This window comes from Micromonospora sp. DT44 (assembly GCF_049841635.1).
Lineage (GTDB): Bacteria > Actinomycetota > Actinomycetes > Mycobacteriales > Micromonosporaceae > Micromonospora.
Map to the genome: position 1 here is coordinate 5963 of NZ_JBNCKS010000033.1, position 18925 is coordinate 24887.

Genomic DNA, 18925 nt, shown 5'->3' on the forward strand with positions numbered 1-18925 from the left:
AACACGGCCAGCGCGGGCCCAACACGGCCAGCGCGGGCCCAACACGGCCAGCGCGGGCCCAACACGGCCAGCGCGGGCCCAACACGGCCAGCGCGGGCGACGGCTGCCAACGCTAGCCGTCGCACGGCGCGGATCGCTGGTCAGACGGCGGCGAGTACGGCGGCCTCCAGGCGGGCCCGGGTGGCGTCGTCCGGCCAGCCGCCCACGAGGTAGAAGGCGTCGACGACGTCCGCGCCGAGAGTCGAGATCCGTGCGGCCCGGACCAGGGCGCCCGCCTCGTCGAGCGCGCCGGCCACCCGGTAGAGCAGCCCGGCGGCGTCGGCCGCGCGAAGTTCGAGCAGGACGGCGTCGGTGGCCGCCTCGCGGTGCCAGACGACCCGGGGTGCGGCGCCGCTGCCCCGGGCGGCGAGCGCACGACCGCGCAGCCGTTGGGTGACGGACACGTCGCCGGCGACCGCGCGGCGTAGGTCGGCGCGGAGCGGGACCGGGTCGGCCGGCAGGCCGTAGCGGGGTTGCACCCGGCACTCGACGAGCGCTCGGCCGTCGACCACGGAGGCGTCGGCGGAGAGCACCTCCAGTCGGTGCAGGGCGAGGCAGCCGGCCACCGTGGCGAGCAGTCCCCGCCGGTCGGCGGCGGCCACCGCCACCCGGTCTCCGGTGAGGTGGACGACCGGCAGCGGCCCGGCCAGCAGCGCCGGGTCCGGGGCCGGGGGCTCGGGCAGCACACCGGTGTCCAGGGCGGTACGGACGCGGGCGACCAGTTCGGCGACGAGTCGGCCCTTCCAGTCCGACCAGGCGGCCGGGCCGGTGGCGGCGGCGTCGGCGCGGACGAGGGCGTGCAGCAGGTCGAGCGTGCCGGTGTCCCCCACCGCCTCGGCGACCGACGCGATGGTCACCGGATCGGCGAGGTCCCGACGGGTGGACACGTCCGGCAGGAGCAGGTGCAGCCGGACGAGCGTGCCGATCAGCGCCACCTCCGGGGCGGGCAGCCCGACGCGGGTCGCCACCGTCTCGGCGAGCGGTACCCCGACGGTGCTGTGGTCGCCGGGCAGGCCCTTGCCGATGTCGTGCAGCAGGGCGCCGAGCAGCAGCAGGTCGGGACGGTCCACCTCGCGGGCGTGCCGGCTGGCCTCGTGGGCGGCCTGCACGAGGTGCCGGTCGAGGGTGTAGCGGTGCACCGGGTTGTGCTGGGGCAGGCTGCGCAGCCGGGTCCACTCGGGCAGCCAGCCGTCCACCAGCCCGTACCTGTCGCAGGTCTCCCACGCCGGCACCAGGCCGGGACCGGCGCCCAGCAGCGTGGTGAGCGCGGCCCGGGCCTCGGCCGGCCAGGGTGCGGGCAGCGGGGGGCAGTACGCGGCCAGCCACTCGCAGGTGGCCCGCGCGATCGGCAGTCGGGTGGTGGCCGCCGCGGCGGCCACGCGCAGGGACAGGCTGGGGTCGGGACGCGCGCCGATCGCCGTCCGGGCCAGCACCAGCTCCCCGTCGTGCTCGACCACGTCCCGGGCCACGGGCCGACGTACCGGGCTGCCGTTCCCACCCCGGGAGCGGCCCGAGCGCAGCCGGTCGGCGGCGCGGAAGGCGTCGTCGAGGGCGTGGCTGACCGTGCGCGCGTCCCCGGCCACCCGCCGCAGGAGTGCGTCGCCATCGTCCACGACGGCTCCAGGCCGCCGCGCGGCGTCAGACGCGCCGGGCTGGAGTTGTCGTAGGCCGAGCAGCGCGGCGACGCCGTCGCGTTCCTGGGCGACCAGTCGGTCGACCCGGCGGCCGACCTGCTGGTGCAGGGCGTCGCGCGTGTCCAGCAGCCGCAGGTGGGCGGCGCGGACGGCGGGACGCAGCGCGTCGGTGATTCCGGCGGCGGAGATCGCGCGCAGCAGCCCCACGTCGCGCAGCCCGCCGGCGGCTTCCTTGAGGTCGCCTTCGAGGAGGAAGGCCAGCTCGCCGTGCGCCTGCCAACGGGCGACGGTGATCTCACGCAGACCCGGGAGCTGCCGCACGGCGGTCCGCCGCCAGTGGTCGGCGGCGGTGCGGGTCAGCGCGTCGGCCAGGGACTGGTCGCCGGCCACCAGGCGGGCGTCGAGCAGCCCGAGGGCGACCTTGACGTCGTCCTGGGCCACCGACAGGGCCTCGGAGACGGTCCGCACGGAGTGGTCGAGGCGCAGTCCGGCGTCCCAGATCGGGTACCAGACGGAGGCGGCCAACTCGTCCGTGCCGGGCACTCCGGCGTGCAGCAGCACCAGGTCGAGGTCGCCGTAGGGGGCGCACTGCCGCCGCCCCAGGCCCCCGACGGCCATCAGCGCGACACCGTCGCGCGCGGGCAGCAACCCACGCAGGAACTCGTCGTACGCGGCCGCCCGCCCCACTCGGGCGGCCTCCCCGATCCCCCCCGGTACGCCGACGACCTCGTTGATCAAGAGGTTCGCGTCGCCGTCGCCGGTGTTTCCTGACGCGTTCTTCTTGATCAACGAGGTCATGTCAGTAGTGGTCCGGATCAGAGAGCGTCGAGGCCGCGCTCGCCGGTACGTACCCGGACGACCTCCTCGACACCGGTGACCCAGACCTTGCCGTCGCCGATCTTGCCCGTACGGGCGGCACCGACGATGGCGTCCACGATCTTTTCCACGTCGATCTCGTCGGTGAGCACCTCGACCCGGATCTTGGGCAGGAACTCGACCGTGTACTCGGCACCCCGGTAGACCTCGGTGTGCCCCTTCTGCCGTCCGTACCCCTGGACCTCACTGACGGTCAGCCCGGCCACGCCCAGGGCGTGCAGAGCTTCCTTCACCGCGTCCAGCTGGTACGGCTTGATGACCGCGGTCACCAGCTTCATGTCCAACCCCTCCATCTAAGGAACGTTAACCGGCGACCTTGGCGCTGACCGGCTCGGTGGACTCGGTCTCGGGAGCGGCGGTGCTCGGCGCGCCACCGGTGGAACCGATGCCGGCCATCGCGAACGCGCCACCCGTGCCGCCGCCCGACGGAGACAGGTCGTAGCTGCTCTCGGCGTGCTCGGCGATGTCGATGCCCTCGACCTCGGCCTCGCTCTTGACGCGGAAGCCGATCGTCTTCTCAATCGCGAAGGCGATCACCCAGGCGACGCCGAACGACCACGCGGTGACGATCAGACCGGCCAGGGCCTGCCGACCGAGCTGGGTCACGCCGCCACCGTAGAACAGGCCGTCGGAGGCGCCGACCACGTCGCTGATCGCGGCGTTGACCGAGTTGGTGGCGAACAGGCCGAGCCAGAGCGAGCCGATCCAGCCGCCGACGAAGTGCACGCCGACCACGTCGAGGGAGTCGTCGTAGCCCAGCTTGTACTTCAGGCTGACGGCGACCGCGCACACCGCGCCGGCGACGATGCCGAGCAGTACGGACGCCCACGGGGTGATGAAGCCACAGGCCGGGGTGATGGCGACCAGGCCGGCGACGGCGCCGGACGAGGCGCCGACCATCGTCGGCTTCCGGTCCTTGATCCACTCAACCGCGATCCAGCCGAGCACCGCGGCGGCGGTGGCGAGCTGGGTGTTGATGAAGGCGAGGCCGGCGACCGAGTCGACGGTCAACTCCGACCCGGCGTTGAAGCCGAACCAGCCGAACCACAGCAGACCGGCGCCGAGCGCGACGAGCGGGATGTTGTGCGGCTTCATGCCCTCGCGGGGCCAGCCGAGACGCTTGCCGAGCACCAGGGCCACGGCCAGGGCCGCCGCACCGGCGTTGATGTGCACTGCGGTACCACCGGCGAAGTCGAGCGCCTTGATGTGGCCGTCACCGCCGCCGATGAAGCCGCCGCCCCACACCCAGTGCGCGACCGGGAAGTAGACCAGGGTCGCCCAGCCGAAGGCGAACAGCAGCCAGCCGGCCATCTTGGCCCGGTCGGCGATGGCGCCGCTGATGAGCGCGACGGTGATCACGGCGAAGACCATCTGGAACGCCATGAACACGTAGAGCGGAATGCCGATGCCGCTGGGGTTCTCCGCCGTGGCGCCCCACAGGTCGGACTCGGCGAGGAAGGTCTTGGTACCGAGGTACGCGCCCGGGTCACCGATGATGCCGCTCTTATCGGTGCCGAAGGCGATGCTGAAACCGTAGAACCACCATAGAACAGAGATGAGCCCGATGGCGGTGAAGCTCATCATCATCATGTTGAGTACGCCCTTGGCCCGGTTGAGGCCGCCGTAGAACAGCGCCAGTCCGGGGGTCATGAGCAGCACGAGCGCGGTCGAAACCAGCAGCCACGTAGTATTGGCGCCGTCGATCGTCGGTGCTTCAGGCACGCTGGCCTCCTAAAGGTGAAGTCCTCCTTCGCGGCTTTCCGGGGCAGCGTCGCCCGTAGGCCGGTTGCGCGGAAGCCTTGTTGCCGGCTGTTTCACCCAGGGTCCCGTGCGGGTTTCCAATTCGTGACGGCTTGTTTCGTACGTGTCACGGAGTCCGCACAGTCGGCAGCATGGACAATGGTGGATCGTTCGGACGGCGCGCGTCGATGGCTGACCGGCCAGACCCATCGACCGGTCCGCTTGACGGGCCCGGCCGAGCATCGACCGGTCCGCGCTCAGCGGAGGGCGTTCTCCAGTGCGTGCCGCTCGTAGTCGAGCAGCCGCAGGTCGCGCATCGGACGCCGCAGGTGCCCCTTGTGCACGATCCGGACGAACGCCGGCTCACCGGCGGCGGCCATCCGGCGGATGCCCTCGACGTGGTCCACGATCCGCTTGCGAATGGTGCGGATCAGTCGGTGCCGGTCCCGTGGGATCAACCCGTACGCGTCGGCGAACAGACGCAGCCGGCGCGGCCGGTCCGGGTGCTTCCAGCCCAGGGTGATCGAGTCCCGGTCGGCGAAGATCGGCACCCACGTCCACGCCGCGTACGCCACGTCGTAGATCCGCGCGCCGGGCGAGGCGAGGTCGAAGTCGATCAGCCCGAGGGTGCCGTCCGGACGCCAGATCACGTTGTGCGGGGCGGCGTCGTGGTGGCAGATCACCTCGGTGTCCGGCGGCGGAGGGCCGAACGAGCGCCAGACAGCCCCCGCCGGCGGGGCGAAGCCGTACTGCGCGTCGTGGAACATCCGCAGCATGGTGGCGACGGTGACCAGCGCCTCATCGGTCACCCAGTGCGGGGCGAGCGGATATTCCCCGCACTCCCCTTCCAGGTACGACAGCACCTCACGGTTGCGCTCGTCCATCCCGAGCGCCCTGGGGGCGCCGGTGAAGCCGACGTACTCCAGGTGCCGGAGCAGGGCGTGCACGGACGGGGTCCACGGCCCGGCGTTGCGACGGACCGTGTCGCCGACCCGGACCACGGTGCTCACGTTCCCGCCGTGCAGCGGGATCTCCTGCGAAGTCACGTACGGTCTCCCGAGGCGCTGCGAGGAATGGCCGGGATCACGCCAGCCCGCGTACGCGCGATCGTCACTGGTCACCCGAGACTACGCGTCCCGTCCAGCGGGCTCGGTGCCCAGCAGCGCGTCGACGAACTGCGCCGGGTCGAACGGCGCGAGGTCGTCCTTGCCCTCACCGAGACCGACGAGCTTGACCGGGATGCCGAGCTTGCGCTGTACGGCGATCACGATGCCGCCCTTGGCGGTGCCGTCGAGCTTGGTCAGCACCACGCCGGTCACGTTGACCACCTCGGTGAAGACCCGGGCCTGTTCCAGACCGTTCTGGCCGGTCGTGGCGTCGAGGATGAGCAGCGTCTCGTCGATCGGGCCCTGCTTCTCGACGACGCGTTTGACCTTGCCCAGCTCGTCCATCAGGCCGACCTTGTTCTGCAGGCGACCGGCGGTGTCGATGAGCACCGTGTCCACGCCGGTGTCGATGCCCCGCTTGACGGCGTCGAAGGCCACGCTGGCCGGGTCGGCCGCCTCGGGGCCCCGCACGGTCTCCGCGCCGACCCGTTCGCCCCAGGTCTGCAACTGGTCGGCGGCGGCGGCCCGGAAGGTGTCGGCGGCGCCGAGCAGCACGGTACGGCCGTCGGCGACCAGCACCCGGGCGATCTTGCCGCACGTGGTGGTCTTGCCGGCGCCGTTGACGCCGACGACCAGCACCACCGCCGGCACGCCGTCCTTGGGCGCGGTCCGCAGCGCGCGGTCCATGCCGGGGTTGAGGGCGTTGACCAGTTCGGCGGCGAGCAGCGCGCGGAGTTCGCCGGCCGAGCGGGTGCCCAGCACCCGGGTCTGCTCCCGCAGGCGGTCGACGATGTCACGGGTCGCGTCCACGCCGACGTCGGCGGTGATCAAGCTGTCCTCGATCTCCTCCCAGACGTCCTCGTCGAGGTGGTCGCGGGCGAGCAGGCCGAGCAGGCCCTTGCCGAACACGTTCTGCGAGCGCGACAGCCGCGACCGGAGCCGGATCAGCCGCCCGGCGGTCGGCTCGGGCACCTCGACCTGCGGCTCGAGCACCGGGGGCGGCTCGACCAGGACACCGGTGGACAGATCGGACTCCGGTGCCTCGACCGGCGGCCCGGCGAGATCCTCTTCGGCCCGGGTGTCGACCTCGGTGCGCGGAAGCGGAGGCTCGGGCCGCCGCCGCAGACGGGGCACGACCAGCCCGACTGTGCCGGCGATCAGCACACCGAGCAGGACCAGAGCGAGGACGAGATATTCGGCCATGCCGGAATCCTGTCAGATGCCGGCGACGGCGTCCCAGCCACCGCACCCGGCCGGTGTCCGGAAACCGGCGGTAGGCTCGCGTCATGCCCGCCGCACACCTCCTGATCGGCCCACTTCTGCGGCGAGTGGTCGACACCCGGGCGACGATCTGGGTGGAGACCGCCGCGCCCGCCGTGGTCACCGTCCGCACCGCCGACGGCGCCACCGGCACCGCGCCCACCTTCTCGGCGTACGACCACCACTACGCCCTCGTCGTGGTGGAGGGCCTCACTCCGGACAGCACCACCACCTACGAGGTGCTGGTCGACGACGAGCTGGTGTGGCCCGTGGAGAGCAGCGGCTTCCCGCCCAGCGTGATCCGTACCCGGGCGGTCGACGACCGGGAGCAGCCGGTCAACCTGATCTTCGGTTCGTGTCGCGAAACCACCCAGCACGCCACCACCCGCAAGCTCCCACCGGACGCCCTGGACGCGTACGCGCGGCGGTCGATGGCGGAACCGGAGTCGCATCCGCTGCCGGATTTGCTGGTGCTCCTCGGTGACCAGGTGTACGCCGATGTCACCTCACCGACCGTGCGCCGGCTGCTGCGCCGACGCCGTCGGCGGCCCAAGGGCGCTCCCGCCGACCAGGTGGTGAGCTTCGACGAGTACACGAAGCTCTACCTGGAGTCGTGGCGTGATCCGGAGATCCGCTGGCTGCTCTCCACCGTGCCCAGCGTGATGATCTTCGACGATCACGAGATCATCGACGACTGGAACACCTCGGCGTCGTGGCGTGCCGAGATGCGTGAGCAGCCGTGGTGGGCCGAACGGATCGGCAGCGGACTGGCCTCGTACTGGGTCTACCAGCACCTGGGCAACCTCGCGCCGGACGAGATCGCCGCCGACCCGGTCTTCGCCAAGGTCGTCGCCGCCGAGGACGCCACCGGCGTGCTGCGCGAGTTCGGGCACCGGGTCGACCAGGAGGCCGACCTGGCGCACGACACCGAGCGCTGGCGGGCGGTGCAGTACCAGTGGAGCTACGCGCTCGACCTGGGGCGCACCCGGTTGGTCATGCTCGACAACCGGTGCAGCCGGGTGCTCGAGCCGGGCAGCCGGGCGATGCTGCCGCCGGGTGAGTGGTCGTGGTTCCTGGATCAGGCCCACGGCGTCTACGACCACCTGGTGGTGGGCGCCTCGCTGCCCTGGCTGCTGCCCCAGGGCATCCACCACATCGAGGCGTGGAACGAGAAGCTGGCCGACTCGCGCCGACCGTGGGTGGCCCGGACGGCCGAGAAGCTGCGCCGGGCTCTCGATCTGGAGCACTGGGCGGCGTTCCGACGGTCCTTCGAGGCGCTCGGTGAGACGTTCGCCCGGATCGGCACCGGCACGCCGAGAGCGCCCGGCGCACGGGTCGGCGCCGGCCCGGCGTACGCCCCACCGGCGTCGATCAGCGTGCTCTCCGGGGACGTGCACCACTCGTACGTGGCCCGGGCCCGGTTCGCCGACCCCGCGGTGGTCACGCCGGTGCACCAGCTCACCTGCTCGCCGATTCACAACCAGGTGCCGGCCGGCATCCGACCGCTGATGAAGATGGGCTGGTCGTCGGGCCCGGCGGGGGCCACCCGGGCGCTGGCCCGTTCGGCGGGCGTCCGGCGGCCGGGGGTGCGCTGGCGCAAGCTGGCCGGCCCCTACTTCGGCAACGCCGTCGCCACCCTGACCCATCGGGGTCGGCAGGCCGAGGTGACGATCGAGGGCACGACCAGCGACGGTCACCTACGCCCCGTGATGAGCCGCCGCCTCTCCGGCGACGGGTGACCGGGCCCCGCCGTACTCTCTAGGCCGTGAGCGAGCATCAGCCGGAGCCGATCCGGGCCGTCGAGCACGAGCTGACCGCATTGCTGCGTCGCGGGCGGGCGGTCTCCTGGGAGATTGCCCGCGAGGTGCACCCGACCCTCGAACCGAACACCTACGGGCTGCTGCTCTGGTTGCGGCGCAGCGGGTCGATCCGGCTGACCGAGCTGGCGGCGCGGCTCGGCGTGGGCAAGGGGACGCTCAGCCGGCAGATCAACGGGCTGGAGGCACTCGGCCTGGTGCACCGCGAGCCGGACCCGAGTGACCGGCGGGCGGCGCAGATCAGCCTCACCGAGGAGGGGCAGCACCGGTTCGATGTCGCCCGAGCCGCCCGATTGGGCGAATTCCTCCGCGCGCTTGACGACTGGCCGACCCGGGACGTGGAGGAGTTCGCCCGGCTCCTCGGCCGCTTCAACGATTCCTGGAGATGACCCCGCGAGGCGGGGAATGTCGCCACCCCCCGGCAAGTTGTTGCTTGAGGCAACCAAAACGTACGGGCTGGAGGCACCACACGATGAGCCAGGCGACAGCGTCCCGAGCGCCCGCCGTCGACATGACCCACCGGCAGATCCTGGAGGCCCTCTCCGGCCTCCTGCTGGGCATGTTCGTCGCAATCCTCTCCTCCACGGTCGTCTCGAACGCGCTGCCGCGGATCATCACTGAGCTGCACGGCGGCCAGTCCGCCTACACCTGGGTGGTCACTTCGGCGCTGCTTGCGACCACCGCAACCACCCCAATTTGGGGCAAACTGTCCGACCTGGCCAGTAAGAAGACACTGGTCCAACTCGCCCTGGGCATTTACGTCCTGGGCTCGGTGCTGGCCGGCCTGGCGCAGGGCACCAGCGAGCTGATCGCGTGTCGGGTGCTCCAGGGCGTCGGCGCCGGTGGCCTCACCGCCCTGGCCCAGGTGATCCTGGCGACGATCATCGCGCCGCGCGAGCGGGGCCGCTACAGCGGCTACCTGGGCGCCGTGATGGCCGTCGGCACCATCGGCGGCCCGCTGATCGGCGGCGTGATCGTCGACACCTCGTGGCTCGGCTGGCGCTGGTGCTTCTACGTCGGTGTGCCGTTCGCCATCGCCGCGCTGGTCGTGCTGCAGAAGACGCTGCACCTGCCGGTGGTCAAGCGCAAGGCACAGATCGACTGGTGGGGCGCCACCCTGATCACGGCGGCGGTCTCGGTGCTGCTGATCTGGGTGTCCCTGGCCGGCGACCAGTTCGCCTGGGCGTCCTGGCAGACCGTCGCCATGGTCCTCGGCGCCCTGCTCCTCGGCGCGCTCGCCATCCGGGTGGAGACCCGCGCCGCCGAGCCGATGATCCCGCCGCGGCTGTTCCGCAACCGGACGATCACCCTCGCCGTCGTCGCCAGCGTCGCGGTGGGCGTGGGCCTGTTCGGCGCGTCGATCTTCCTCGGCCAGTACTTCCAGATCAGCCGGGGCGAGTCCCCGACGATGGCCGGCCTGATGACCCTGCCGATGATCCTCGGCCTGCTGGTCGCCTCGACGGTGGGCGGACGGATCATCACGAAGACCGGCCGCTGGAAGCGCTTCCTGGTAGCCGGTTCGGCGCTGCTCACCGTCGGCTTCGCGCTCATGGGCACCCTGCGCGCGGACACCAGCTACGCCCTGCTCAGCGTCTACATGCTGCTGGTCGGCGTCGGCCTGGGCCTCACCATGCAGAACCTCGTCCTCGCCGTGCAGAACACCGTCGGCACGCACGAGCTCGGCGCGGCCAGCTCGGTGGTGGCGTTCTTCCGCAGCCTGGGCGGCGCGATCGGCGTCTCCGCCCTCGGCGCGGTCCTCGCCCACAAGGTCAAGGGCTACACCGCCGACGGACTGTCCCAGCTCGGCATCCCGGCCTCCAGCTCCGGCAGCGGCGGCACCCTGCCCGACGTGCACGCCCTGCCCGGCCCGCTGCGGGCGGTGGTGGAGGCCGCGTACGGCCACGGCGCCGGCGACATCTTCCTGGCCGCCGCCCCGTTCGCGCTGATCGCGTTGATCGCCGTGCTCTTCATCAAGGAAGTGCCGCTGCGCCAGCAGAACAGCACTCCGGTTTCCGGCGGGGACGAGCGGGAATCGAACAACATCGTGGGCGCGGTCCCCGCCGCCGAGCAGAGGTGAGGTAGAGCCATGGGCGTGGGAGCACCGGACCGCGAGGAGTACGGCCCCCGGGTCAGCTCGCTTCCCTTCGAGCGCGGCACCGACGGCCCGAGGGTGATCATGGTGGGTGTCGACGGCACCCGTACCTCCGGGCGGGCCGGCTCCTACGCCGCAGGGCTGGCCCGCCGGCAGGGCGCCGCGCTCGTGGTGGTCTTCGTCAGCTCGGCGAGCGGCCTCACCTCCCTGGTGCCCGGGATGGATGCCGGCGCGGTCCAGCGCACCCACGACGAGCTGGCCGACGAGCTGCGCCGGGAGTGCCGACGGGGGGCCGAGCAGTTGGGCATTCCGGTGACGCTGCTGTGCCGACGCGGCGACGCGTACACCGAGCTGTGTGCGGCCGCCGACGAGTTCCGGGCCGACATGGTGGTGGTGGGCGCTTCCGAGCAGGCCGGGCACCGGCTGGTCGGCTCGGTCGCCACCCGGCTGGTCCGCAAGGGGCACTGGCCCGTCGTCGTGGTGCCCTGAATAACCCGTCGCGGACCGTCCCACGTCCCGGGCAGGATGCGCGCCATGACGTGGACCGCACCGGAGATCACCCGAACCCCCGAACCGTACGTCGGCGACGAGCGCACGATGCTCGACGGCTGGCTCGACTACCACCGGCAGACACTGCTGCTCAAGTGCGCAGGGCTCACCGAGAAGCAGTTGCGCACCCCGAGCGTCGAGCCGTCCGGGCTGACCCTGCTCGGCCTCGTCCGGCACCTCGCCGAGGTGGAGGCGTGGTGGTTCCGGGAGAGCTTCGCCGGCGAGCGGGTCGACTACCCGTACTTCACGCCCGAGAACCCGGACGCCGACCACGACGTGAGCGCCGCCGATGCCGAGGCGGACTTCGCCACCTTCCACCGCGAGGTGGCACTGGCCCGCGCGGCCGCCGCCGGGCACTCCCTCGACGAGACGTTCACCGAGGTCGGCGCGAAGAAGCGCACCTTCAACCTGCGCTGGGTGTACGTGCACATGATCGAGGAGTACGCCCGACACAACGGCCACGCCGACCTGATCCGGGAACGCATCGACGGCGTCACCGGCGAGTGAGCGCCGCTCAGTAGTCCAGAGCCGCGCGCAGGTAGCGCAGGTCGGTGTGGCCGCCCCAGCGGTGGGCCGACAGCCCGGCGGACCGGGCGCCCCGTACGGCCCAGTCCTCGTCGTCGACGAAGAGGACCCGGGCCGGTGGGGTGGCCAGCGCCTGGCAGGCAGCCTGGAAGTACTCCGGAGCGGGCTTGTGCACGCCGAGCGTGGACGAGTTGACCACCACGTCGAACTCGCCGACCAGGCCGAGCACGGCGAGGTCGGCGTCGAGCAGGTCGGTGGCGTTGGTGCCCAGGCCGACGGGAATGCCGGCGGCGCGCACCTCCCGGACGAAGTCGAGCACCTCGGTGTCCACCTCGCCCCGGTAGCGCTGCCACTGCTCGACGGCCGCGCGGGCCCGGTCCGGCCCGCCGGCCGGCTCGGCGAGCGCGTCGGCCACGCTGCTCACCCAGTCGGCGTGGCTGACCTGGCCGGTGAGCACCGGCTGGAGCCGTCCCCACTGCATGGCGATCTCGGTGAGCACCCCCTCGGAGAGGCCGTACTCCCGCTCGACGTCGGCCGCCACCGCCGGGTCCCACCGGCGCAGTACGCCGTCGAAGTCCAGCAGGAGCGCCCTCGCGCGTTCCCGAGCCACTACCCGTTCTCCTCGCCGCGGCCGGGCCGCTGGTCGTCCTCGTCGGCCCGGTTGAGCCGTTGACTGATCACCTGGGTGACCCCGCTGCGCATGGTCACCCCGTACAGCGCGTCGGCGATCTCCATCGTCCGCTTCTGGTGCGTGATGACGATCAGCTGACTCTTCTCCCGCAACTGTGCCAGCAGCGTGATGAGCCGGCCCAGGTTCACGTCGTCCAGGGCCGCCTCCACCTCGTCCATGATGTAGAACGGGCTGGGCCGAGCGCGGAAGATCGCCACGAGCATGGCCACGGCGGTCAGCGACCGCTCACCACCGGAGAGCAACGACAGGCGCTTGATCTTCTTGCCCGGCGGGCGGGCCTCGACCTCGACGCCGGTGGTGAGCAGGTCCTCGGGGTCGGTGAGGATGAGCCGGCCCTCACCGCCGGGAAAGAGCACCGTGAACACCTGCTGGAACTCGCGCGCGGTGTCCTCGAAGGCGCTGGCGAAGACCTCCAGGATCCGCTCGTCCACGTCCTTCACGACGGTGAGCAGGTCCCGTCGGGTGGCCTTGAGGTCCTCCAACTGCTCGGAGAGGAACTTGAAGCGCTCCTCCAGCGCCGCGAACTCCTCCAACGCCAGTGGGTTGACCTTGCCGAGCAGCGCGAGTTCGCGTTCCGCCTTGGCGGCCCGTTTCTCCTGCACCGGCCGCTCGTAGCGCACCGGCTCGGGCACCGGCAGACCGTCGCGTTCGGCGGTGGCCACGTCGACCTGGGTCGGTGGGACGAGCTGGTTCGGGCCGTACTCGGCGACGAGGGTCTCCACGTCCAGCCCGAAGTCCTCGGCGGCCTTCGCCTCCAGTTGTTCGATCCGCAGCCGCTGCTCCGCGCGGGCCACCTCGTCGCGGTGGACCTGGCTGGTCAGACGCTCCAGCTCGGCGCCGAGGCGCTTGGCCGCTCCGCGTACCTCCTGAAGCTCCGCCTCGCGGGCGGCGCGTTCGCGCGCGACGGCGTCGCGGTGCTGCTCGGCCGTCGCGATCGACGTGGTGAGCCGGGTGAGCGCCGCGCGCGCTCCGCCCGCGACGGCCCGGGCGATGCCCGCGCCCCGGGCGCGCGCCGCCCGCCGCGCGGCGGCGCGTTCGCGGGCGGCCCGCTCCGCGGTGGCCTGCCGGGTCAGCGAATCGGCCCGGCCCGCGATCGAGGAGACCCGCTCCTCGGCGGTACGCACCGCGAGCCGGACCTCCATCTCGTTCTGTCGGGCCTGCGGCACCATGGCGGCGAGCTGGTCCCGTTCCTCGGCGGAGGGTTCGGCGTCGACCGGGGTCTCCTCGGCCAGCCGAAGCCGCTCCTCCAGCTCGTCGAGCGTGGCGAGGTCCCGCTGCCGGGCGGCCTCGGCGCGGGCGCGGGATTCGCCGAGGCGGTCGGTCTCCGCCTTGGCGGACCGGGCGGCCGCGCCCAGCTCGGCGAGCCGGCGGGCGGCGGCGTTGCGGTGGCTCTCCGCCTCGCGCTTCTCGGCGGCGGCGTGCTGCACGACCTCCTTCGCGGCGGTCACCTCGGCGCGCGCCTCGACGAGCTGGTCGCGCAGCTCCACGCCGGTCCGCTCGGCGGTGAGCCGATTGGTCCGGGCCTCCTCGACGGCCGCCTGCACCTCGATGTAGCTGGGTGCCTTGGACGACCCGCCGGCCGCCGCGTACGCCCCGACGACGTCGCCGTCCGGGGTGACGGCTCGCAGCTCGGGGTTGCCGGCGACCAGCTCGGCCGCCGCGGCGAGATCGTCGACGAGCGCCACGTCCCGCAACGCCCGGTGCACCGCCGGACGGATGTCGGGCGCGCACTCCACCAGGTCGGGGGCCCAACGGGCGCCGTCGGGCAGCTTCGGGCGCAGCGCGTCGGCCGATCCGGTAATGCCGGGCCCGGCGGGGCTGCCGACCAGCAGACCGGCCCGACCGGCGTCGGAGATCTTCAGCAGCCGCATCGCCTCGACGGCCTCGTCCACCCCGCTGACGGCGACGGCGTCGGCGAGACCGCCGAGCGCGGCGGCCAGCGCGGCCTCGTGGCCGGGAGCGACGGTGAGCAGGCCGGCGAGGCTGCCGAGCAGACCGGGGACGTCTCCGGCGCGGGCGAGCAGCGCACCGGCGCCGTCCTTGCGCCGCAGGCCCAGCGCCAGGGCCTCCTCGCGGGCCTTCCAGGTGGCGGCGTCCTTCTCCGCGGCCCGCTCGGCGTCGGCGAGGGCCCGTACGGCCGCCTGGGCGCGTTCCTGGACGGCGAGCGCCTCGGCGTGCCGGGCGTCCAGGTCCGCGTTGTCCCGGTCCGCCTCGGTGGACTGGGCGGCGACCGCGTCCAGGTCGGCCTGCGCCTGTTCGGCGCGGCCCAGCGCGTCGGCGTGCGCGACGGCGAGGCGTTCGATCTCCTCGCCGGCGCTGGTGGTGCGGGCGCGGGCCGAGTTGACCTGGCCGGTGAGGCGGGCCATGCCCTCGCGCCGGTCGGCGATGGCCTTGGCGGCGGCGACCAGCTCGCGTTCGGCGGCGGCGAGCTGCCGTTCCAGCTCCTGGCGGTGCTCGACCGCCTCGGCCAGCCGGATCTGGTCGTCGGTGAGCGCCGCGCGCAGCTCCTCCTCCTGCTCGCGGACGCGCTCGGCCTCGGCTTCCAACTGGTCGGGGTCGCGGCCGGGCCGTTCGTCGTCGCCGCCGGCGCTGAGGTGCCGCAGCCGTTCCCGGGCGAGCTGTTCGATCGAGCGGAAGCGCTCCTGCAGCGCGGACAGCTTGTACCAGGTGTCCTGCGCGGCGGCGAGCAGCGGCGCGTCCTCGGCGAGGGCGGCCTCCAGCTCGCCGAGCCGGCCCTGCACCTCGGCGTGCTCCCCCTCGATCTGCTCGCGCCGCTCCCGCAGTGCGGTCTCGTCGGCGATCTCCCGGTCGAGCGTGGTCCGCAGGGTGGCCAGGTCGTCGGCCAGCAGGCGCAGCCGGGCGTCGCGCAGGTTGGCCTGGATGGCGGCGGCGCGGCGGGCCACCTCGGCCTGCCGGCCCAGTGGCTTGAGCTGGCGACGCAGCTCGGCGGTGAGGTCGTTGAGGCGGTTGAGGTTGGTCTGCATCGCATCGAGCTTGCGAAGGGCCTTTTCCTTGCGCTTGCGGTGCTTGAGGACGCCGGCGGCCTCCTCGATGAACGAGCGGCGGTCCTCCGGCTTGGCGTGCAGCATGCCGTCCAGACGGCCCTGCCCGACGATGATGTGCATCTCCCGGCCGATGCCGGAGTCGGACAGCAGCTCCTGGATGTCGAGCAGTCGACAGGTGTTGCCGTTGATCTCGTACTCGCTCTCGCCGGAGCGGAACATCCGGCGGGTGATGGAGACCTCGGTGTACTCGATCGGCAGCGCGCCGTCGGTGTTGTCGATGGTGAGGGTGACCTCGGCGCGGCCCAGCGGGGCGCGGCCGGCGGTGCCGGCGAAGATGACGTCCTCCATCTTGCCGCCGCGCAGCGCCTTGGCGCCCTGTTCGCCGAGCACCCAGGCGATGGCGTCGACGACGTTGGACTTACCGGAGCCGTTCGGGCCCACCACGCAGGTGATCCCGGGCTCCAGCTTCAACGTCGTGGCGGAGGCGAAGGACTTGAAGCCCTTCACCGTCAGGCTCTTGAGATACACCTTCTCGATCCTCGTCCGGTGGCCGCCGTACCGTCGCCGGCTGCGGGGACCTGGGTGAACCCGCAGACTAACCCGGTGACGGCACCCGCCCGGCACGCGACCCGCCCCGGCCGGGACGACGACCCGCGCTCACCCGTGGCCGAGGAGACAACGCGCTGTCGTCACGGCGGTGACGGAAAGGCAAAGGCCTTTCATGATCAGAATGCGGTTCGGCACGTTCTGCGATAACTGCGGGAGCGCTTAACGCGAGGCCGGTTACAAGATCATAAATCGTCGGCCGCGAAAGGGGCCGGACAGCGTTGCGCGCCGGCACATGGGTGTCGGCGCGCATTTTTGCGGTGGTGCTGCGACTCAGTTTTCCAATCCCGAAGATCAGGTCAGCGCCGGCTCGGCGAGACGGAGCAGGTCGTCCGCTTCCGCCGCAGCCGCCGCGAGCCGATCATTGTCGGCACGCAGACGCGTGATCTCGAACTCCAGTGCCTGAACCCTGGAACGCAGTCGGGTGACCTCGTCGAGCAGACGCCGGTCGGGCGCTGCACCTACGTGGCCGTAGAGGGCCTTCGCCATGCTGACTCCTTGATATGCGCTGCCGGAAAGGCCGGCCAAGCGCGCGCCCATTAAGTACGCGGCTGTCATTCCAGGTGTATCTGGGCATGACCGGGCGCGACTGGCGACACCTATATATTGAGCCGCAAACCCCTCCTTCGTCAAGTTCTCGCAGGCCGTAGATCATCTCCACGTCGACCTGTCCACTTGTCGGGGGGCTGCCGCAAGGCACGGACACGCTCTGTCCGGACGCCTTTACTGTACGCCCGTATTCCCGGAAGTCACCGCCTTGGCGTCCGACTTCCTCTTAACTCTTCCTTAGCCACGTTGCCGCAGGTCGCGGGCGAGTCGTAGCGTCACCCGGGCCCACAACCGACCCCGTGGAGGCAGCGGCGTGTACGGCTTGACCGACCCGATGGACCCGAACGGCGCCGCCAAGCGTGCCGAGCGGCCGACCGACGAGCCGGACTGGCTGACAGACCGCCCGGAGCCCCGCTCGGCGTACCTGTTCGGGGACGACCCCGACCAGCCCGCTGACGAGTGGCACGCCGCCGAGCCCTCCCCCCGCTGGGAGCCCGCCCCCATGAAGGCGTCGACCACTGGCCAGCCGGGCCAGGGGTGGGGCGACGAACCGACCGGCGACACACGGCCGACAGAGGTCACGGACGGGTGGCGCGACCAGACCGACGCGTACCGCACCGGAGGCAGGAACACGGAGGCCGCCGGCGACGGGCGGACCGGCACCGGACGGCACCGCTCGCCGCGGAACTGGCGTCGCCCGCTCATGATCGGCGGCGCGGCTGCGACGGCCACCCTCGTGGTGAGCATCGGCGTCGGCGCGCTCGCGATGCCCGGCGGCAACGGGCCGGCCGACGAGCCGAGCGCCGTCGACGACACCGTCGCCGCCGCGCCCGCGGTCCCCACCGACGAGGCGACCAGCGATGCTCCGGTCGCGCCTTCCCCGACCAGCTCGCCCAGCCCGGCGCGGCCGAGCCCGTCGCCGAGCAAGGTCGTCAAGCCCACGCCGGCCTCGTCGCGGACCACCGCCACGTCCCGCCGCAGCGTCGATCGCAGCACCGCCCCGAGCACCGCCAGCGGCACCGTCAGCGACCAGGCCCGCGAGGTGGTGGACCTGGTCAACGCCGAGCGGGCCAAGGCCGGCTGCAAGGCGCTGAGCATCGACGACAAGTTGATGACCGCCGCGCAGCGGCACAGCCAGGACCAGGCCGACCACAGCAAGATGACACACACCGGCAGCGACGGCAGCGACACGGGCGTCCGGCTGGACCGCGTCGGCTACGCGTGGCGTACCTACGGCGAAAACGTGGCGTGGAACCAGAAGACGCCGGCCGCCGTGATGGATGCCTGGATGAACAGCTCCGGGCACCGCGCCAACATCCTGAACTGCGCGTTCACCGAGATCGGCGTCGGCATCGCCAGCAGCGACGGGCCGTACTGGACGCAGGTCTTCGCGGCGCCGCGCTGACCGCGCGTCGTCCGCGCCCCCGCGCTCGTTGACCCGGTTGGGTACGCCGGGGTACACGGCGGCGTGCCGGTGGGGGCGGCGACGGGCCGCCCGGGACCCGGGAGCTGCCGATGCGGATCCGGCCGCGGCGACGTCGCGCCGCACGCCCGCTACGCCGGATCGTGTCGGCCGCCGTCGCGCTCGTCCTGGTGGTGCCGGCGTACGGCTGCCGGCGCGAGCTGACCCCGCCCGGCGCGCCCACCCCGTGGCCGGCCGCCCAGTCCCGCCACTGGCAGTGGCAGTGGCAACTCGACGGCCCGCTCGACGAGACGGTGGAGGCGGACGTCTTCCTGCTCGACCCGGTGGCGACCACGGCGGCCCAGACGGCCGAGCTGCGCGCACGGGACCGACGGCTGATCTGTCAGGTGGCGGTCGGCTCGATGCGCCCGACCGACCCGGACGCCAGCCGACTGCCCGCCGTCGTGCTCGGCGCTCCCGGTCGACAGTCCGGCAGTCGGTGGCTGGACGTACGGGCCTGGGACGCGCTGGAGCCGGTGCTGACCGACCGGTTCCGGCTGTGCCGGGGCAAGGGCTTCGGCGCGGTGGCGCTGGCCGACGCCGACGGGTACGCGCACCGCAGCGGTTTCCCTTTGGGGTTCGACGATCAGCTGCTGTTCAACCGCCGCCTGGCCCGCCTGGCGCGCTCGCTGGAGCTCTCCCCCGGGCTGGTCAACGACGTGCCGCAGCTCGCGGCCCTGGCGCCGGACTTCGACTTCGTGGTCAACGAGGAGTGCGTCCGGCTCGACCAGTGCGCCAAGCTGCTGCCGTTCGCGGACGCCGGCAAACCGGTCTTCCACGTCGAGTACGTCGGCACGACCGACGAATTCTGCGTCACCACCGTCGGCTACGGCTTCGCGTCGATCCGCAAGGACCGGGAGTTGGACGCCTGGCGGGAGCCCTGCCCGCTGCCGTGACCGCCCGCCACTGGTCTCGGACCGGCCGCGCTCGACCGGACGGCCCGTGCCGGGCCGCGAGTCGCGGCCCGGCACGGG

The 18925-nt window shown here is 72.4% G+C and carries 15 protein-coding genes; 7 read left to right on the forward strand and 8 right to left on the reverse strand.

From position 1 onward, the window contains the following. Window positions 1-140: 140 nt before the first annotated feature. The 5 genes from ACLQ25_RS19515 to ftsY all read right to left on the reverse strand — a co-directional run bounded on the left by ACLQ25_RS19515 (window position 141) and on the right by ftsY (window position 6598). Window positions 141-2471, reverse strand: a complete 2331-nt coding sequence (locus tag ACLQ25_RS19515) for a [protein-PII] uridylyltransferase (protein WP_425732258.1) — start codon at window positions 2469-2471, stop codon at window positions 141-143. Between the two features lie 17 nt (window positions 2472-2488). After that, the gene (locus ACLQ25_RS19520) at window positions 2489-2827 is read right to left on the reverse strand and encodes a P-II family nitrogen regulator (protein ID WP_007456507.1); all 339 of its coding nucleotides are present in this window, start codon (window positions 2825-2827) and stop codon (window positions 2489-2491) included. A 25-nt stretch (window positions 2828-2852) separates the two neighbouring features. Next, window positions 2853-4271, reverse strand: coding sequence for an ammonium transporter (locus ACLQ25_RS19525; RefSeq protein ID WP_425732259.1), 1419 nt, complete (start codon window positions 4269-4271; stop codon window positions 2853-2855). 275 nt (window positions 4272-4546) lie between these two features. Beyond that, window positions 4547-5410: an aminoglycoside phosphotransferase family protein gene (locus tag ACLQ25_RS19530; protein ID WP_355051563.1), complete on the reverse strand. Its 864-nt coding sequence runs from the start codon at window positions 5408-5410 to the stop codon at window positions 4547-4549. Between the two features lie 6 nt (window positions 5411-5416). Further along, window positions 5417-6598, reverse strand: coding sequence for a signal recognition particle-docking protein FtsY (ftsY, locus tag ACLQ25_RS19535; protein ID WP_425732260.1), 1182 nt, complete (start codon window positions 6596-6598; stop codon window positions 5417-5419). An 83-nt stretch (window positions 6599-6681) separates the two neighbouring features. Between ftsY and ACLQ25_RS19540 the strand changes: the two genes are divergently transcribed. The 5 genes from ACLQ25_RS19540 (at window position 6682) to ACLQ25_RS19560 (ending at window position 11620) form a co-directional block, all read left to right on the forward strand. Then, complete coding sequence (locus ACLQ25_RS19540) at window positions 6682-8394, forward strand: alkaline phosphatase D family protein (protein WP_425732261.1); 1713 nt, start codon at window positions 6682-6684, stop codon at window positions 8392-8394. 26 nt (window positions 8395-8420) lie between these two features. Further along, on the forward strand, window positions 8421-8861 hold the full coding sequence (locus ACLQ25_RS19545; protein ID WP_425732262.1) for a MarR family winged helix-turn-helix transcriptional regulator: 441 nt from the start codon (window positions 8421-8423) through the stop codon (window positions 8859-8861). An 83-nt stretch (window positions 8862-8944) separates the two neighbouring features. Continuing rightward, window positions 8945-10549 (forward strand): MDR family MFS transporter, encoded by a 1605-nt coding sequence (locus ACLQ25_RS19550; protein ID WP_425732263.1) that lies wholly within the window; start codon window positions 8945-8947, stop codon window positions 10547-10549. Window positions 10550-10558: 9 nt separating this feature from the next. Next, window positions 10559-11053: a universal stress protein gene (locus tag ACLQ25_RS19555; protein WP_396801720.1), complete on the forward strand. Its 495-nt coding sequence runs from the start codon at window positions 10559-10561 to the stop codon at window positions 11051-11053. A 45-nt stretch (window positions 11054-11098) separates the two neighbouring features. After that, entirely contained in the window at window positions 11099-11620 is a 522-nt protein-coding gene (locus ACLQ25_RS19560) for a DinB family protein (RefSeq protein WP_425732264.1), read from the forward strand. 7 nt (window positions 11621-11627) lie between these two features. Here ACLQ25_RS19560 and ACLQ25_RS19565 read toward each other — a convergent pair whose 3' ends face one another. From ACLQ25_RS19565 to ACLQ25_RS19575, 3 genes are all read right to left on the reverse strand, one after another. Then, a complete protein-coding gene (locus tag ACLQ25_RS19565; protein ID WP_425732265.1) occupies window positions 11628-12248 on the reverse strand; it encodes an HAD family hydrolase in 621 nt (206 codons plus the stop codon). Further along, complete coding sequence (gene smc, locus ACLQ25_RS19570; protein WP_425732266.1) at window positions 12248-15862, reverse strand: chromosome segregation protein SMC; 3615 nt, start codon at window positions 15860-15862, stop codon at window positions 12248-12250. The genes ACLQ25_RS19565 and smc overlap by 1 nt, the downstream gene beginning before the upstream one ends. A gap of 372 nt (window positions 15863-16234) precedes the next feature. Next, window positions 16235-16429 (reverse strand): hypothetical protein, encoded by a 195-nt coding sequence (locus tag ACLQ25_RS19575; protein ID WP_030487463.1) that lies wholly within the window; start codon window positions 16427-16429, stop codon window positions 16235-16237. 394 nt (window positions 16430-16823) lie between these two features. On the opposite strand from ACLQ25_RS19575, the gene ACLQ25_RS19580 reads away from it, so the two are divergent. Both ACLQ25_RS19580 and ACLQ25_RS19585 read left to right on the forward strand, forming a co-directional pair. Continuing rightward, window positions 16824-17894: a CAP domain-containing protein gene (locus tag ACLQ25_RS19580; RefSeq protein ID WP_425732312.1), complete on the forward strand. Its 1071-nt coding sequence runs from the start codon at window positions 16824-16826 to the stop codon at window positions 17892-17894. A 110-nt stretch (window positions 17895-18004) separates the two neighbouring features. Beyond that, window positions 18005-18847, forward strand: a complete 843-nt coding sequence (locus ACLQ25_RS19585) for an endo alpha-1,4 polygalactosaminidase (RefSeq protein ID WP_425732267.1) — start codon at window positions 18005-18007, stop codon at window positions 18845-18847. Window positions 18848-18925 lie beyond the last annotated feature (78 nt).

Excerpts from the sequence above, each read along its gene's own strand:
- ACLQ25_RS19515 (WP_425732258.1), bottom strand. The coding sequence starts at position 2,471 with ATGACCTCGTTGATCAAGAAGAACGCGTCAGGAAACACCGGCGACGGC.
- ACLQ25_RS19520 (WP_007456507.1), bottom strand. The coding sequence starts at position 2,827 with ATGAAGCTGGTGACCGCGGTCATCAAGCCGTACCAGCTGGACGCGGTG.
- ftsY (WP_425732260.1), bottom strand. The coding sequence starts at position 6,598 with ATGGCCGAATATCTCGTCCTCGCTCTGGTCCTGCTCGGTGTGCTGATC.
- ACLQ25_RS19540 (WP_425732261.1), top strand. The coding sequence starts at position 6,682 with ATGCCCGCCGCACACCTCCTGATCGGCCCACTTCTGCGGCGAGTGGTC.
- ACLQ25_RS19550 (WP_425732263.1), top strand. The coding sequence starts at position 8,945 with ATGAGCCAGGCGACAGCGTCCCGAGCGCCCGCCGTCGACATGACCCAC.
- ACLQ25_RS19555 (WP_396801720.1), top strand. The coding sequence starts at position 10,559 with ATGGGCGTGGGAGCACCGGACCGCGAGGAGTACGGCCCCCGGGTCAGC.
- ACLQ25_RS19560 (WP_425732264.1), top strand. The coding sequence starts at position 11,099 with ATGACGTGGACCGCACCGGAGATCACCCGAACCCCCGAACCGTACGTC.
- ACLQ25_RS19575 (WP_030487463.1), bottom strand. The coding sequence starts at position 16,429 with ATGGCGAAGGCCCTCTACGGCCACGTAGGTGCAGCGCCCGACCGGCGT.
- ACLQ25_RS19580 (WP_425732312.1), top strand. The coding sequence starts at position 16,824 with ATGGACCCGAACGGCGCCGCCAAGCGTGCCGAGCGGCCGACCGACGAG.
- ACLQ25_RS19585 (WP_425732267.1), top strand. The coding sequence starts at position 18,005 with ATGCGGATCCGGCCGCGGCGACGTCGCGCCGCACGCCCGCTACGCCGG.